The sequence below is a fragment of the Paenibacillus urinalis genome (genome assembly GCF_028747985.1).
GTDB classification, from domain to species: domain Bacteria; phylum Bacillota; class Bacilli; order Paenibacillales; family Paenibacillaceae; genus Paenibacillus; species Paenibacillus urinalis.
The window spans coordinates 163942-180343 of the sequence record NZ_CP118109.1; the positions used below are offsets into that span (position 1 = coordinate 163942).

A 16402-nucleotide genomic window follows, 5' to 3' on the forward strand; every position below is an offset into this window, starting at 1 on the left:
AATCTCATCACCTCTTAATTTGGAGTTGGATAATCTCTTGGTTCTTTTCTTATTGTAATATCAGATATTTTAGTTTGACCAGGATTTTTTAGAGCAATATCACATACGATGATGGAACGCTTCGAATTGAAGTCAGAAGGATTCAACACAATCGTTTGAAGTATAGAGCCCGTACCTGCATCTACAATTTCAACTTGCGGTGCTCGATCAAGATCAGAAACATCAACGCCGTAATATTTATCAACTGCTAACGTAAGTGTTCTGTTTACAAAACCATCCACCGTAATGATTTCCACTTCATTGTTCCAGTGGTCGATTCCACTATTTCGTATATGATCAGCGTAATCGAAGTTGAGATAAATTTTATTCGCTCCTTCAATATATGATCGATAACTTGGGTAATCAGCATCCACACGGGAACCGTAGAATATATGCTTAGCTTCATCTCTATCAAGGTATCCGTGTAGATCCATATCTGATCTCGCATCAGGAGCAGTGCTTGATGGGATGCCCCATCTTAATCTAAAGAGTAAGTCATAGCTGTTTTCGATGCTTCCTTCATCAGGCGTTGATCCGGGCGGTGGAACTGAGCAATCCACCACATTGATTTTAATTCTCCGCGTTACTATCTTGCCATCTGTACCGGTGGCTGTAATAACAACGTATCCAGATAAGAGCTCTCCTGCGTCTTCTGATATCTGGCCAGAAATACTGTTAAGCTGGTTCCCGTAGTCCCCTCTGATATCAAGGTACTGACCACCGGTTCCATCGCTAAGCTGCTTTAACGAGAACATTCCTTCTTCCATCGGACCAATGATATTCAAGATCACACCTTTTGCCTTCATAGCACTTATGGTTTGAGCTGCGGTATAGGCCGACATTTCATCCACTTCTTTATCATGGAAATGTGCATCGGTCACTAAGACAAAGTGCTTCGCGGCATTGTCTCTAAAATCATAAGTGAGTGCTCCATTTACAGGATCCATAATGGATTCCAGAGCCGATTCTCTTATGTCTCCTCCGCTGGCTAACACAATGGATCTCAGCATGGATTCAAACTCTGAAGTGCTTGTAGTCATTGCTGTCTTCGTAGTCGGCTCACCATAGTTTATGTCGCTGTATCGCACACAGCCAAGTCGATAGTTTACGCTGTCATCATTCAGCCTTCTGATGAAGTTGTTTACATTGTCTGCTACTGAGGCAATATGTGCTCCCATACTTCCGGAGTAGTCAATCAAGAAGACGATATCTGCAATACCACCTTCACTGGTTTCACCCGTTCCGCCTTCTCCGAATGCTCTTGAAGGAATCGTGAAACTAAAGTCTTCGTGAAACGCATTGCCATTTCGTTGATAGAACTCTTCTCCATTGAATGTCGCCCTAATCTCAGCAACTTTAGGCGCAATCTCTGCATATCCCCCAATGGTTAATGGGTCTGTATTACAGTGTGTGATCTCTTCTGGATTAAGTGATGGCACCGTGACTTCAAGAATTGGATCAGCTCCTACCCCTGTTTCCGGGTCAGAGTTATGCTCTGGATCAATGGAGCAGACCTGAGAAGTAAATAAATCCATGTGCTTGCTTACAATGAAGTCTCCTGTCTTACCGATCACAGGGGCATTGCCGTAGTTTCCTGCATCTACTTCTGCCACCCATGGCAGCTCATCTAAGTTCTTCGGCCCGCCAGTCATCCAGCCGGTGTTCTTTGCTCCTGCTGTCTTGAAGTTAATATCCGAAGCCCATGCGGTTTTCGAATCATCATAGAAGTCTTTGAAGATGATGCCGACTCCCGTTAGGAAGATGTTGTTTGCGCCGGTTGCATTCCGGATCATAAGCGATACGCCTTTATAATAATCCGACCATCCTGCAACCAGTGTAACAGGCCCCGCCTTCGTCTCGATCGTCAACTCCTGAGTTACAAGCCATTCCAAAGGCACAATATTCGTCTGCATTTCTTTGGTCACGTCACTGTAATACTGGAAGATGATCTTATCTAGCATCAAGCAGTCGCGGACTGGATTCTTCTCCGGATCATAATCTGGAACGTTCGGGTTCGTTGGATCTTCTTCTGGCGAGTCATCATCTTCTGGACGGATAATATCTTTATTGATCGGACATTGATTCGAACTCCAAGCAGAAGGGAATTTGAATTTAACATAGTCACCTTTCGATCCGATCGATGGGCTTTCCGTATAGCTGCCGCTTGTGAGGATTTGATTCATCCATGAAGTATCTTTACCTGTAGGATCACCAAGCATCTTCCTGCTGTTCTTTACACCTGCGGTTTCGTAATAGATGTTGGATGCCCAGGCTGTTTTTGCATTATTGTGTTCATCCAAATAATTGACGCCAATCGAGCTGAGCTGGAATCCGTAGCCACTGCTGTTTCCTCCATCTTTAAACCATGCAGTAATCGTGTCGTCTTCTCCCCATCCGAACATGGCCGTTGCCCCGTCACCATTGTTAATTTCATACGGGAGCCAGTCGGCAGGAATATCAAACTTTTTAATGTCTTGAAGATTGGCATCGTAGTATTCCACATGCAGTGTATCGAACATTAAGCAGTCTCTCACCTTCGGTCCTTCCGGATCAATTGAGCAATCCTTCACTGTGACCGTCATGCTGTCGGATGCCTCGTTACCTTCGCTATCATAAGCCTTCACTTCAACCACAAAGCTGTCACCTACTTCATGACCAAGCGTTGGGTATCGGAAGTTGAAGGTTTGTTCATAAGGCGAAGCAGCCATCCAGAAAGGACTATGGTAGCCATCGATCACAACCGTCTCACTCATTCTTCTGAAGCTTGCCGTGCTCATTACATCAATGGATTCCATGTTCTTAACGTACTTCTCCATGAATGCGTATTGCTTAGGGAAGTTGTCTCTCAGGAAACTTGGATTGATAATGTACAATCTGTAAGCTTCAGCGAATCCTTCTGCGGGCTGCGTACATCCATAAGCAGTGACAGGTGCTTCTTTTCCGTTGTCTAGCTTCGTTCCCGGATTCGATTTATTTAGCTTGTAGTATTGTCTCATACCCGACCAGTTGATGGAGTCCCACCCGCTAATCTCTTGCCATTCTCTGTAGTCGTGCAGGCTCTTACCTATGTCGCTTGCATATTTATGGCCAGCATCAAACTTATAATAGTCCGCCCCGTAGAATCCAACAGCATGTCCAATCTCATGGATTGCAATCTCTCCTGCAATGTATGGTCGGCATGCGGGCTGATTGTTGTTGAGTGTCTGCAGGTCTGCTGTTCCTAGCGATCCTACTGGGAGCCAGTAGCTCTTGTATTTGTCCAGCGGCGTCAGCGTGTCGCTCTCATCCCTTGAAGAGTTAGACGTATAATCTGTTGGCCGGTATGCCATAAGATTGATGACACTGGCATTCAAGGCATCAGGTTCAAAATTAATAAAGGAATAAAATTGCGGCAGCTCCCCATCCTTCGCCCAAGCCGCGACACTCGGATTACCTTGAATATCATTGAAGTCGATCCAGTGATAGGTGTACGTATTCGTCTTGGCCACAAGGTCAGACAACGTATCAATAATATCTCCTGAAAGATATGAGCTTGCACTTGGGAAGAAGAAGCTGATGGCCTTGATCTTATAGGTTGCATAGATGCTGCCCAGCTGAAGCTCCGTCAATCCCGGTAAATTACTTACCGCCCACGACTTAAACGTCGACCACGGCTGAGGTAATGTGACTAGTCCTCTTAAGTTGTCTTGATGGAACTTCCATAGATAGGCATGAAAATTCTGAATACTGATATTGCTTTTGGTATAGATCGTATCTTCTTCAGGAGCAAGCGCTCGTCTAACCTTCTCCATGAAATCAAGCCATTGGTTTCTTCCGGTAAAGAAGTTAGGCTGTATATTCAGTGGCACGATATTACCTGCAGTAATTTGGACATTCCCGCTAAAGGCTTTATTTCCTGTCCAGTAATCTTGGTTAATACTTGATGGTGAGATTGAGCCGTCTACAAAATAGCTGATGCTGTTCGGCGTGTTCGGCTCAGTCGGCGTCTCCGGCTCTGTAGGCTCCTCTGTGACGATATCTTCAAGAGGTGTTCCGTTGACAAGCATAACGACTTTCGTAATTGGATACGGGCCGTCAGCCACTCCAGACACGATTAAATCATCACCATAGCATATCTCTGTTGTCTTAGGTGTGATGGTGACTTGCAGCTCATCTGGCTGCTCAGGATTAGGATCATCTTTATCTGGAATCCCATCCCCGTCTGTATCTTTATCTGGATCATCCTCCTCTTCCCCACAGTTTTCGAATCTCACATAGTCTGTGGTGTGTGTATCTCTTCCTTGGTCCGTATAAACGACAGCAATCAATTGCAGATAAGTTCTTTCTTTAACTCCCCATTCATCCAATGTTGCCTTTGGTATGACGAGTTCAATGCTCTCTTCAACACTTCCAGGATAGGTGTATTCTTTATAAACAAACTCTGTTAGCTTGCCACCTTTGTGCCGCATTTTGAATTTGAGAACAATTTTTATAATCTTCTCTTCTTCACTCGCTGTCCAAGCACGCACCTTAACAGGATAATCTATTCCTAAGCAGTACTTATCCGGATTGTCTTTTCTTTCAAGGATTCTAATATAGATGCGCCCATTACTCGAGACACCATCACTAGGGTCGTCAGGAAGATCATCTTCTGGGTCGTCCGTTCCGCCGCCTCCGCCCGGATTGTCAGGATTGCTTCCGCCTCCTGGGTTATCTTCGTCACCCGATCCTCCGCCGCCTCCTGGATTCTCTGGGTCAGTTGGATTGGTTGGATTCGTCCCACCGCCCCCAGGGTTATCTGGCGCAGACGGATCCGCAGGCTCTGGCGGATAATACGGCGGATCAACAACGTCAGAACCGCTGCCGGATTCGCTTGTACTTGCCCTGCGCAGGGAAGCTTCGCTATCGGAAGCCTCCGCGCCAGTGTATGCTTTAATCGTGAAGCCTTTTAAGAGAGGCGTTTTATTCTTCTGGGTCATTCTTCATCCTCCGGTCTTTCGAATAGCATTCTTAATCTGAGACTATATACTGGATATTCTGATTCAATATAGCCGGTCTTTGTCGTAAGTGCTTGGCTCGACTTCTCTACCTGCTGCACCGTATATATTTTAGGCGGCGCCTCTTCCCCACCACTGTTATACTCTTGATGCTCAAGCGGTGAAATCGGATACCACGTTGCACCATCGTCGATGGAGATAAAGTATTTAATCCATTTATACTCCGTTCCTGGCTGTGCATTTTCAATCATGAGGGGATTGTCTTCATTTACAGACAGCGTAATCTTCTCAAGCGGCTGTTCAAAGAAATAGGGCTCTGTGACGATCTCTCCGCTTTGTTCATACTCATAGGAATAAACGTTAATGTTTCGGATGCCGATAGCGTAGCGCCAGCCCTCGAAGCGCTCTGTGCCGATATCAATCGTCTGCTGTGTGATGCCTCTTGATAAAGAAGTTATGGCATCATCGAGCACTGGACTTGAAGCGTCTTCGCCTTGAAGCGGATAGTAGGCGCTAACAGACGAATCCTTTACGCTAACTTCAACACCGATATCTTGCAGTGCCATGAGCGGGCCTTCCACTCGGGGAAGATAGCCTGGCTTAACCTGCTTGGTTGCGGTATTCATCGCATAGTCGATATCGCTTCCGGTTTGCTGATTCTGTTCATAGTACTCATGGCCAATATCGGTGTAGTACTTTGTCCGCTGCTCAAACAATACGGAAATGACTTTAGCTGTTCGCGGAGCAAAATGAAATACATAATCATCATCTTTTTTATTTGACCCGATTACGGATTCTGGCATCCCGCTGCCGTCTGAAATAAGAATGTCTTTTACGATTGCTGTTCTTGCACCTTGGTTCGGCGGCGTATACATCTCAACATCAATCGCATTTACGGTTGTCGCTTCATTTAGGATGATCTGCATATGAAGCTTCAACACACCATTCTCCGGATCTCTTGCCCAATTCAATCTTTGATTTCCATGCACCTGATAAGCGAAGCCTAGATTCTTGGCCACGTTCTGCTTATCATGATCTCGGATATTTACCAGCTCGTATTCGAACCATGTATCCGGGTTTCCATCAAGCACGGATCCGTATGCGGCATGGTTGTTCTTACCGCCAACATACTGGTAGGTGTAGTCATTCTGAGTGTTTCCTCCGCTCACTGTTACCTCATGATTATTGCCAGGGAATCCGTTGGACTCCGTGCCAAGGATGAAGCTGTCGTAAGTCTTGTTTCCTGGAATGATTGTAACCTGCGCTACCTGACTTAAGTTGATACTATCCGTCTGCGGTAACGTCACAATGCCGTTCTCAATGCTGGCTGCTGTTCCGGTTGTGCGATCATAATCAATCTTATCGTTATTCAGAAAGTCATTGCGGTGGAACGTGATCTTTCCGTTCGACTGCATATTAGAAGATAGAAGCTGCAGGTCTTTTAGCTTATCCTGTATCACCCCGAACTGGCTTTGCAGGATGCTGTGCTGTACCATGTTATGATTGAAATCCGTATACAGCGCTCTGCCGATCAGATCAATCTCCTGATACATAATCTCCATATCTTTTTTAATCTCATCCATCATGCTGTTGTAGTCTTCTGACCATGGCGGCCCGCCTTCGGGAGCAAGACGCAAGACCATCTGCGGTTGCCCTATCGAAGTGAAGAAACTCTCGAACGCTTGGAAGACGGTCTGTATCAGCTTCGTATTTGTCTTAATGCTTCCATCATCGAATGCGGCTTTAGCTGCATCGAATTGTGCTTTCGCCTGCTCATACAGGAGCTGCGAATTATTCTTAATAGGTTCACTCATCTCGCACCTCTTGATCATAAGTCTGACAACGAATGGACCAGCTATATACGGAAGGTGTAACGCTCTCGTAACCGGCACTATTTCTACGCAGGATCGCTTTTAATCGAACGTCTGTTGTGAGGTAGTAATAGTCCACCACAATATCTTTCAGCTCTCCATCAAATGTGGAAATAGGGAAGTAAAGGGTGTTGCCAATTTGAGCAAAGTTCCTGCCGTCGTTCTCGTTTTGGAGCCGGTTCTTATCATAAGTGCCACTAGCATAGTCTGTGATATTCTTGTACTCTGCTCCGCCAACCCGGACGATAACCGGATAATAAAGCTTATCCATGCTGAGCTGACTGCTGTCTTGTGTGTAGCGGTCATTCTGTGAGTCATAATTGAAGATTTCACTCCGGTAAACGTAAGGGGTATGCTGCAACGTGATCGTGTTGTTTGCATTCACGCCGTTGAAGTATTCACCTGTTTCCCCTTGTAGGTTGATGTATTGCATTGGCTGCACAGTCTCTGCATCCACGTCAACGTAATAAGCCTCGCTTACTGGCTTGTAATCTACAGTGTAGATACTGGAAGCAGAATAGAATGATTGTCTGATCCCTATTCTCTTTCCATCATCCGTAATGACATATTGATCACCACCGATTGGCACGCCATCCCTCCGGACAGCAACCGTATCTTTGGAGATAACGGGGAAACGGAAGCTGAAGTTAATGGTGTTCTGCAGGAGATAATCATCGCCCCCAACTGAGCTGCCTAGTAGGAGTTCACCTCTCACATAATCCTTGTCAGCCGGCATAATAGGATGCCATGCAGTTGGTTCCGGATTCTTTTTGTAGCTGATGTAGTACTCAACATCCGTGATCCGTGCCTTATCCCCATTCTCTAAATCCATATCATGATGCTTCTCCTCTGTAACAAGGGACATGCGTTTCACATTTCCGGACACGGGCAGTCCCTGAGACACGTAGATTGATCTTTGTAAATACTTCCGCCCGGTAATACTGACATTGTATAAGCCATAAAGATAGGATAGCTTGTTGGCTGCAATATATTGCTGACTCAGTGTGCCTTCATCCACTGTAGCTTGATTCGTATTTGCACTGATCGAACGCAGAGCAAGCATCATAGGGTTTTGATAGTTACCCATTCTGACCTGCTCCATGGCTGACTTGGCAGCACTTAGAACAGACTTCGCTTTGTCGCCCTGCTTTTCAGCCCACTCTTGAAGCGCTGTGAGATATTGGCTCCAGCCTGTAAGCTGATTCTTCTTATCGAACTCAGCAATGGTTTCCCCTGGCTCCCGTTGATCGGCAATAGCATCGGTGCCGAGCTGCATAAGTTCTGCGGAACCTGCAATTTTATTCCACAGCTCCATGTTGTTCTGCTCATCTACATTCACCAGATAGTTTTCTTTTACGTAATTCTCTTGGCGAAGCAGGATACGAATCTTGGCCACATCGACCGATGGGAATTGGAATGTCATCTGTCCTACAGACTTCTTGCTTCGCTGATGCGGATTCTCATGATTAGGCGTAACGAGTTTGTAAGTCTTCCCTGCGTAATCGGAAGATTCATATCCATGAATGGCCACAATCTCAAGAGGATAAGAAGCATACGGATCAAGGCTAATCTCAGATACGGTCGTAATACCGTTCAGCCTAATTTCAAGCTCACACATTGCCCCATCCATCTCATAGCCTTCATAGTCATGTGTCCACAGATCACTGATATTTTGCGTAATCACATCATCGGCCAGAATGACTTCTGCCCAGAAGGTTTCTTGCGAACCATCTATGGCATTAGATATTGGATGATTATTATTTGTGGCCACTGTTCCGATCCGGTTCAACACCTGAATCGATGCCAGCTTTCTTCCATAGGGATTCTTAAGCTGGTCTATCGTTTCGAATGAAGCAAGCTGTAGTGAGTCACTGACAATCTCAGCACTGTATTTGTTATTTAGATATTGGCCATAGCGATCTTTTCTGAGAATTGCAAGCGATGATTCGCTAGTTTCAGTATACTGGGGAGCTTTGAATTGCTCATGAACCCCTTCCACAAATCCATCGGTATTCTTCATAATCAGTGCTTGCTTTTCAACCTCTGCATTAAGTGCATATATCTTCTTCCGAATATCGGAAAGCATTGATCGTGACAACCGTTGATTATCATCCATTAAGCTATCGATCTGATTAGAAGCTTCAAATAATGTGGATAGATCAAAGGCGATCTCTTCAAGGTTGCTGTTATAACTTTTGGAATCTGTTTTGCCGGTTTGGTGCCGGCCTTGGAAAGTCGGCGTTGCATTTACTGAATCTAATACCTTAAGCAATCGTTCAAGCTCAGCTTGAAACTCGGTATCACTCTTGATATATCCCTCTCTTTGCTTTAGCTCCAGAAGCTCCATAAGCTTTTGCTTTTGAGTCTGCGGCAGTGTAGAAAGGAATTGATCTAAATAGTTACTCATCTTTATTGTCCGCTCCTTGGTTTAGATGGTCGCCATCCAGGTGGTGGCGGTTTAATAGTGCGACTATCCAAATAATCTATATAGCAATTTTCACAGAACGGACCTGACACGAATCCTCTACTACTTTCGTGGTTCCAAGACAATGTATTTGCCCAATGTGATTTTTTGCAAGTTTTGCACTTCCAGAAGCCAAGCATCCAAAAGAGTAGTTTATAAATAATGACACCAGCCAAAACTACCACTCCTATATTCCAAGAGAACAATAGCCAAAACAGTGGGACCCTAGTCAAAGCGTTTAACATGCCTCTCCTCCTTTCGTATGTAAAGACAGCCTGCAAGCTGCCTTCAATAAATCTCTATAATGATGTGCGCGTATTTTCCAGCATACGTTTTCAGGATCGATTCAATATCGTGGTTGCCGATAGTAAAGTTTTCAACTGAATACCCTTCGATCGTATATTCCGAATACCCATACCATTCCGTATAGATATCAAGCTCACCGATCGACATCATAATCTGTTTTTCTTCTGCTTCTTCGAGTGAGACTTCTTTGTCACTCAGATGAAATCGAAGGAAAACGTTGGGTAGAGAAACGGACATATCCGTATGGTAATCATTTGTTTGGTGTTTGGATTCGTCGTTTCCGGATATCTGAGAAGCAATCGCTCGGCCGATACTTTCATAAGTGCCATCAAATTTCATCCCGTCTTCGTGATTGTTTAAATATCCTCGCAGGTGTATTCGCTTCTGAATTGTATCTTTCTGGTATCGGCTCATCAACTCGGTCATTTAGAAATAATCCCCTCAGCTCCATCATACGGTTCGAACTCATTGGTTTCTGGATTTAACTTTTCCAGAACAAAGTGCTTCAAGTTCGGATGATCATTGTAGCTGAACATAGCATGAACATTGCCGTTTTGAACATCTACCTGCAAACCTTTAGGTGTGATGCTCTCCAACAAGATATCCTTGCGGTTACGCATAATGCTGTGGTCTACTGTCCAGTTCGTCCCCTTCATGTAGCGGACGTCTGTAAGGATTTCGGTTACGATCGATTCCACTTTCTGAACGAATGTCAGGGTCGGACTAGACTTCGATAGCATCATCTGCAGCGTATAATACAGGAAGTCTTCTGGTACATCATTGAAATTTAAGCGTGCTGGATAGATCAGCGTGACCGGCACTTTAGGAGATTCGGAAAGAATAATCAGCCCACTCTCATAGACGGTTCCAGTGATGGCTTCCTGATTTGTCCCAAGCACAACTCGATCTCCACTGGCATCAAGTACTGTCAAATCCCCTCTGACATACTCCACGCCTTCTTGCGGCTCAAGCTGAACCTCATAATGATTTAATGGGTTGATTGTCTTATGACTGAAAGGAAGGATGATTTCTTTTTGAGCAAACTCTACTCCTTCTTGAGCCATATCCTGAACTTGCCTAATGCGGTAGTCCAGTTTTAATCCATCATGAATTGCACTGTCCACGCCGGCTATCGCATTGTTGATTTCATCTTGAATGTAAGAGTCAATCTCAACGCCTTTGCCTGGCGCATTCTCGGCAATCTCAATGACTTGTGCTTTCAGATCATCCAGCAGTTTTTTAAGGCGCTGCCCTTTAGCCGCAACGACACCGTAAGTTGCCGTATTAAGCTCTGCTAGTGCATCCTCTGCTTTAACGATTGCAGTGATAGCATTCGTGCGGTTGAGGTTGATCTGAGGCAGGGCATTTAGAATTTGGGTTTTATTATTCTCCCAATCTAAAAGGTCCTGATCTAAGTTATTAATCCTCGATTCAAGATCATTCACAAACTGCACGATATTCCTTGTATCTGTGATTGGCATACCTTTTCCTCCTTATAAAAAACAGCCCGCAGTATATGCGAGCTGCTGTGTATTATCATATCATGTAACGCATTACAATTCTATAAATTCCACTCCATCTATTTCCGTAAATTTCGGGAACATCTTAACATAGTCTACAAGAATGCCACCTTTAGCCTCCTTGCTGTTCACCTGAATAATAATGGAATCAACATTGCCGTCATTCATAATGTCAGCCGTATAGATCATCCAATCTTCGCTGTTGATTGTGGCCATCGGCACTTCTGCCGTTTCTCCGTTTCGATATGCATACCGAATGACAGCTGCTGAACGATCCTCCGCCTTAGACATCTTCTTCGCTTTGATATCCAAAGTGTAGTCGCTGTATTCCAGATTGGCTGTGGAGAGCAGGATGCCGTATACGCCTCCCTCTGCAATTTGAAGGATAGAGTTATCGCCAGTACCGAGATCTTGCTGATTAATGAAGTATAATCCGCTTGATAGATTCGCATTATATTCATTCAGGTGCTTGCCGTAAAGGAACTCCGGATTGCCAAGCACGTTAAGATCGGTTGGTTGCGGATCGTAATACTCAATGATCGGCAGGATTCCGTATCCTTTATGCTTCGCTACAGCTGCTTGCACTTCAGCTTCACTAAATCCGTTTGGATTATTTGGAGTGGCTAGGATACTGCGTGGGAGCCGAACAATAATGACTCCATTTTCCTGATATGCTTCTCCATCAAAGTATCCGATATCCCAATGGTAAAGTGATTCTTTATTTACCTTGGCAATGACCGCTTTAGATAATGCTTCATCCAGACCGCCGCCTCTTGTCCGGGTGTCCATAATGACCACATCTTTCTTAAGGCTGGAGTTGGCTTGGACTGTTACCTTCCCTAGTCGAAGCATGGATGGGTCATAGTTATAATCATCTGGCTCAAACCAGTAGCCGTCATCCGTATGGAAGATCGCTTGATTACGAGTTGTACCACTAATGAGCTGAGGTCCTGATTCCTCTTGTATCCAGATGGATGTGGGTCTTAGATAGACGTGCATTTGTCTAACTAATAACTCATTGCTTTGCTTCTCGGTCGTTGTGTACGATTCGCGCAGCGTCACATCTCCTGGAACCCATTCATGGAATCCATCTTGTGCCATCGTAAATCGGTGTCCTGGACTTGGGTTTAAATCCAGATGGAAGAACTCTCCGCTTCGATTGTATCCGCGGTACGTGTACCAATCTTCTACATAAGCATATCTCACAATCACTTCGTCCTGATCTCGAATCCTATCGTGAAGATAAATGATACCTTTTTTCGCATCGATGTCGGAAACTCTTAGCTTACGAGACTGATTCATTCGGATCGCTTCGACTTCGAGATAGCTTACGCCAGCTTCGGATGCCATCGCAATTGGCGTGAATCCAACTTGAATCGCTTTATCATTAAGAATAACAGGATGCTCTCGATCAATCAGAATGACCGGCTCATTGTAGAACTCTTGGTTCGTATATTCCGGTACCGTATAATCCATGATGATTTCTTTTCGTTCTTCCGGATTCATCGGAGCGTAGGGAATCAGTTCTGGATAGTATACATAGAGCTGCGGCACTTTTTCACCAGCCTCATAATAAGGAAGGACGTATCGCTTCTTCACTCTGCCGTTCTTCACCCGTACATACCAGTTGTCGATCTCCGTGTTATCTCGCTCAACCTTTGGCTTCTCCATTTCGATCTTTTTATCATCATCAATCTTGATGGCCAGCACCGGTACTGACTCCAGCTCTTCGAAAGTTGTCCACGCTACAAGGTCAGCTGTAAGCCCTTCGATCACATTTTTTGTTCCCGGCTGCAGGATGTTTTTCATACGCATCCGGTTAACGCCTCGGTTTGCCTGATCCACCTCGAAGTATTCTCGGTTCTGCCAGTTGTAATGCCAGCGATAGTTCACTCGGTTCTCCCGATTGTTGCCTGCTGCATCCCCTCGCTCGATACGCAGAAGCAATTCATTTGCAGGAACGCTGGATGGAATGTTTAATTTCTCGAGGATGTTTCCTGTCCCGAAAAGAAGGCCCATTGATTTCATGCCTTCCTGCTTATAAATCTTATCTGTCCCTTCGAGTGGCAAGGTGAGTGGTGCTCCAATCGCAATGATCGGCGGCACATCAACCTCAGCAGAAACAGAGTTGTCACCGTTAATTCGAATACTTACGCCTTCACCGCTTGTTGCCCATATTCGATTCCAAGAGAAGTTCTGAATCTCAATCGGTATATTATCCTTTGTTAGCATTGGCGGGGTGAGTGTTACATTCATGACGCCGTCAGCCCTCATGACCGCCTTACCTGTGCCGGTAATATTCTTACGATTATCACTGGTTAGCCAAGGGGTGCTTAATGTCCCTCCTGCCTGGCTGCTGTTCGTAACTGCCCAAATGTAGCCATCGTTTCGAACCTCAGCCCGAAGGTCTACCGGATCACCGACAACACTTGGAGTCGTAACAGTATAAGGCATACCATCACCATAGGTGTCTTTCATATATTGCTCAATGAGTGGTGTTAAGATATCGGCCGGCTTCTTGTCGGACACCTTAACCCAATCGTTACTAGTCAGCGTCACGTTCTCCCAATCTGTACAGAGTTCGTGAACATCCAGCTCTGTGAATTTCAACTTAGACCATAGTGCATTCTCTTGAGAGATATTACAGATTCCATAAGAGCCTTTACTATAGGTGCTGTCTTCAGCTTCACATACCAATGTTCCTAATGCATCATCGGAAGTATCGTTACCGATGTAGACCTGAAACTTACTACCGGCAACCACGACGCGAATCTTATATGTCTCCCCCGGCACCCATCCCTTTGCATTGTAGTTTACGTTGCTCGTAATGTTCTCAAAGGATGTTTCTGTTCGATCTGATTTGTACTGGCAGTTTGGATGTAAAGCATCAGAGTAAGGCGGCAATGTTGTTGGACTGGCTTTGAATATCCCCTTCTTGCGGTTTTTAAATCCGTAGTCTGACATGTACTTTGTCATATTCGTTTCAGCTTCATAAGCGCTGTTAAATTTATTAGGGTCTGGATTCTTGTAATAGAGTACCGCTGACACCCCTCGCTCACCAACGAGTACACGACCTACACCGTTTCCGTTGGCTCCCGGCTCACGCATGAGCTGGTCTTTTTCCCAAAGGAAGCAGTAATATTCTTTATCGTTGTTAACTCGGAACTGAATCCCAATGACATCATCATCGTTGTGATCGTTAACCGTAACGCATGCAGAGAAGATGTAGTTGTCTTTATCTTTGTGAGCACCATTATAATATCCGCTGACTTCAATCTTATTTACAGTTAAAAGAAGCACGTCCCTAGCTCGGTTGTATTCCCATTTGCCACGAGTCTCATTGGAGCCAATAAAGTCCCATCCTGTAAATACATCAATAGGCTTTGCTGCAAACGCCTTCTCAATCGTTACGTTTTGACATACTTTCCATCGTCCTTCGTAGCTCTGTGAAGTAATGATCTCACCTGATCCACTGGCTTCCCACGTGAAGTCTACTTCTGACTTCTGCTGCTCAGGATAGATCGTAACCTGATGTTCGATCGGATTGTTCTTCAGTTTGACGTTGCTTCCGCTGACTCCCGTCCACTTAGCGGTTGTCGTATTTGATTTTGCCTGTGCCGGTGAACTGCCGCTTTCTGCTACAATGCTTTCTACTAGTCCATTATCCGAAGCGGCTTGAGTTGTATAGAGCAGGTTCCCGCTGGCATCTTCAATCCTGAATACGGCATCCATCGGAAGTGAAGGCATGTCTACTGGCATAATCGATTGAATGAGGCTCCGTGCGTCTACATATCCGCCGCCAATATTTACGCCCAAGGTTTTATACTCTCCGGTAAACTCAAGCTTCTCATGGGCGAGGAGTGCATCTGCATTCATTGTCCAATCGCTTACGTATCCAAAGGTTAATGTGCGTTGGTTGTTCTTGTCATCCAAATAGGTAGCAGATAATTTATAGTTGAATGCGTTACGCGCTCTTGGGTCATTCATGGAACGTTGCGGTACCGTAATTTTATATCCATCCTTATCTGGATATTCCTCAATCGAATACACCTCTTGAATGTCCTCGGCTGCCCGCAGGTCTTCTGCTGTCACCTGCTCGTATGCACCGATCCCATTGATTACTCGGAGCTTGCCGCCCTCAATCAATCCAATATTCCCTTGATTAGAATAAAGCTCCACCGTTTTTGTGGTGCTCTTAAGTTCTGCATCTGGAGCAGGAGTTTCTACATGATTGTAGCGAACCTTAAAGGTCTGCTCTTCATCCGTATTGCTTTGAATATAAATCTTCACCCAATAGATCTTAGGATTCTGCTCAGTCGTTTGAGCATAGATAAGACGCTTGAACTCAGGTCCTAGCAGGTTCCCATTTTCATCGGTTAGCTGAATTTGGCTGCCTGTGTAACGTATTACCTTCCCTGCTTCTCCTGGATCACTATCGTAATGATACTTCAGCTCAAACTTATAAAACAGCGCACTGGATATTGTAGTTTCGTTCTGCGTAAATCGTCTAGTGATGTTGATATTCTTGGATGGAAACCTGCTGTATGGCGGACGCATAATGATCGGCTGATCATCGGAAACCACATCAGCATAGGAGAGGACGCCGTTTGCATCCGGAACAACTAAGGACTCAATCTGATCAATAGGGATTACATTTTCATTGACCGAAGAGGTGTCGATCAATGAAACGTTCTCTTCTACGTTGATCCGCGGACTATGGATATAAGCCAGATTGACATCGCCAGCTGGTACCTGTTCACCCACTCTGAGTGAAAGCTTGCCGTTAGGCAGCGCCTTATTGAACTCAAATAATTCAAGCCCATAATCTAATCGCTGATCTTTATGATAATAAGCTACTGCTTTCATGGCTCCGTCAGCTGTTTGAACTTTCTGCTCTACTCCATCTTTATAGAAAACGACTGAAATATCTTTGTGACCTGATTTAGTCTGATAGCCGACAACCACGACTTTGTCGGATTGAATCCCATATTCCTGAATGTAATCATCAATCTGCTTCTGGAATGTTTCCTGCATACTCATTCCATCGCAAAGCGTCTGTCCGATTTCAGCTTGATTCATGGTTTCGTTAATCGTGAAGTAATCATCATATACAAATACCTTATCAAGCTCGGTCTGATCCTTTACTGAGATAATACATGCGATGCGATAAAAGTCTTTAATCACTTTTAATCTCCCTTCTTTCACCTATGTAAAAAGCAATAGGGG

6 protein-coding genes are annotated in these 16402 nt (G+C 44.9%); all 6 read right to left on the reverse strand.

Translation table 11 applies throughout. From position 1 onward, the window contains the following. Window positions 1-14 precede the first annotated feature (14 nt). Window positions 15-4997 (reverse strand): VWA domain-containing protein, encoded by a 4983-nt coding sequence (locus tag PUW25_RS26345; protein ID WP_274338687.1) that lies wholly within the window; start codon window positions 4995-4997, stop codon window positions 15-17. After that, window positions 4994-6829 carry a hypothetical protein gene (locus tag PUW25_RS26350; protein WP_274338688.1) on the reverse strand — a complete coding sequence of 612 codons (1836 nt, stop codon included), beginning with the start codon at window positions 6827-6829 and terminating at the stop codon, window positions 4994-4996. The genes PUW25_RS26345 and PUW25_RS26350 overlap by 4 nt, the downstream gene beginning before the upstream one ends. After that, the gene (locus PUW25_RS26355; RefSeq protein WP_274338689.1) at window positions 6822-9293 is read right to left on the reverse strand and encodes a hypothetical protein; all 2472 of its coding nucleotides are present in this window, start codon (window positions 9291-9293) and stop codon (window positions 6822-6824) included. Before PUW25_RS26355 ends, PUW25_RS26350 begins: the two co-directional genes overlap by 8 nt. Window positions 9294-9638: 345 nt before the next feature. After that, a complete protein-coding gene (locus PUW25_RS26360) occupies window positions 9639-10082 on the reverse strand; it encodes a hypothetical protein (RefSeq protein WP_274338690.1) in 444 nt (147 codons plus the stop codon). Continuing rightward, on the reverse strand, window positions 10079-11137 hold the full coding sequence (locus PUW25_RS26365; RefSeq protein ID WP_274338691.1) for a hypothetical protein: 1059 nt from the start codon (window positions 11135-11137) through the stop codon (window positions 10079-10081). The genes PUW25_RS26360 and PUW25_RS26365 overlap by 4 nt, the downstream gene beginning before the upstream one ends. A 72-nt stretch (window positions 11138-11209) precedes the next feature. Next, entirely contained in the window at window positions 11210-16360 is a 5151-nt protein-coding gene (locus tag PUW25_RS26370) for a hypothetical protein (protein ID WP_274338692.1), read from the reverse strand. Window positions 16361-16402: the final 42 nt, after the last annotated feature.

Coding starts and splice junctions, on each gene's coding strand:
- PUW25_RS26355 (WP_274338689.1), bottom strand. CDS start 9,293: ATGAGTAACTATTTAGATCAATTCCTTTCTACACTGCCGCAGACTCAA.
- PUW25_RS26345 (WP_274338687.1), bottom strand. CDS start 4,997: ATGACCCAGAAGAATAAAACGCCTCTCTTAAAAGGCTTCACGATTAAA.
- PUW25_RS26360 (WP_274338690.1), bottom strand. CDS start 10,082: ATGACCGAGTTGATGAGCCGATACCAGAAAGATACAATTCAGAAGCGA.
- PUW25_RS26350 (WP_274338688.1), bottom strand. CDS start 6,829: ATGAGTGAACCTATTAAGAATAATTCGCAGCTCCTGTATGAGCAGGCG.
- PUW25_RS26365 (WP_274338691.1), bottom strand. CDS start 11,137: ATGCCAATCACAGATACAAGGAATATCGTGCAGTTTGTGAATGATCTT.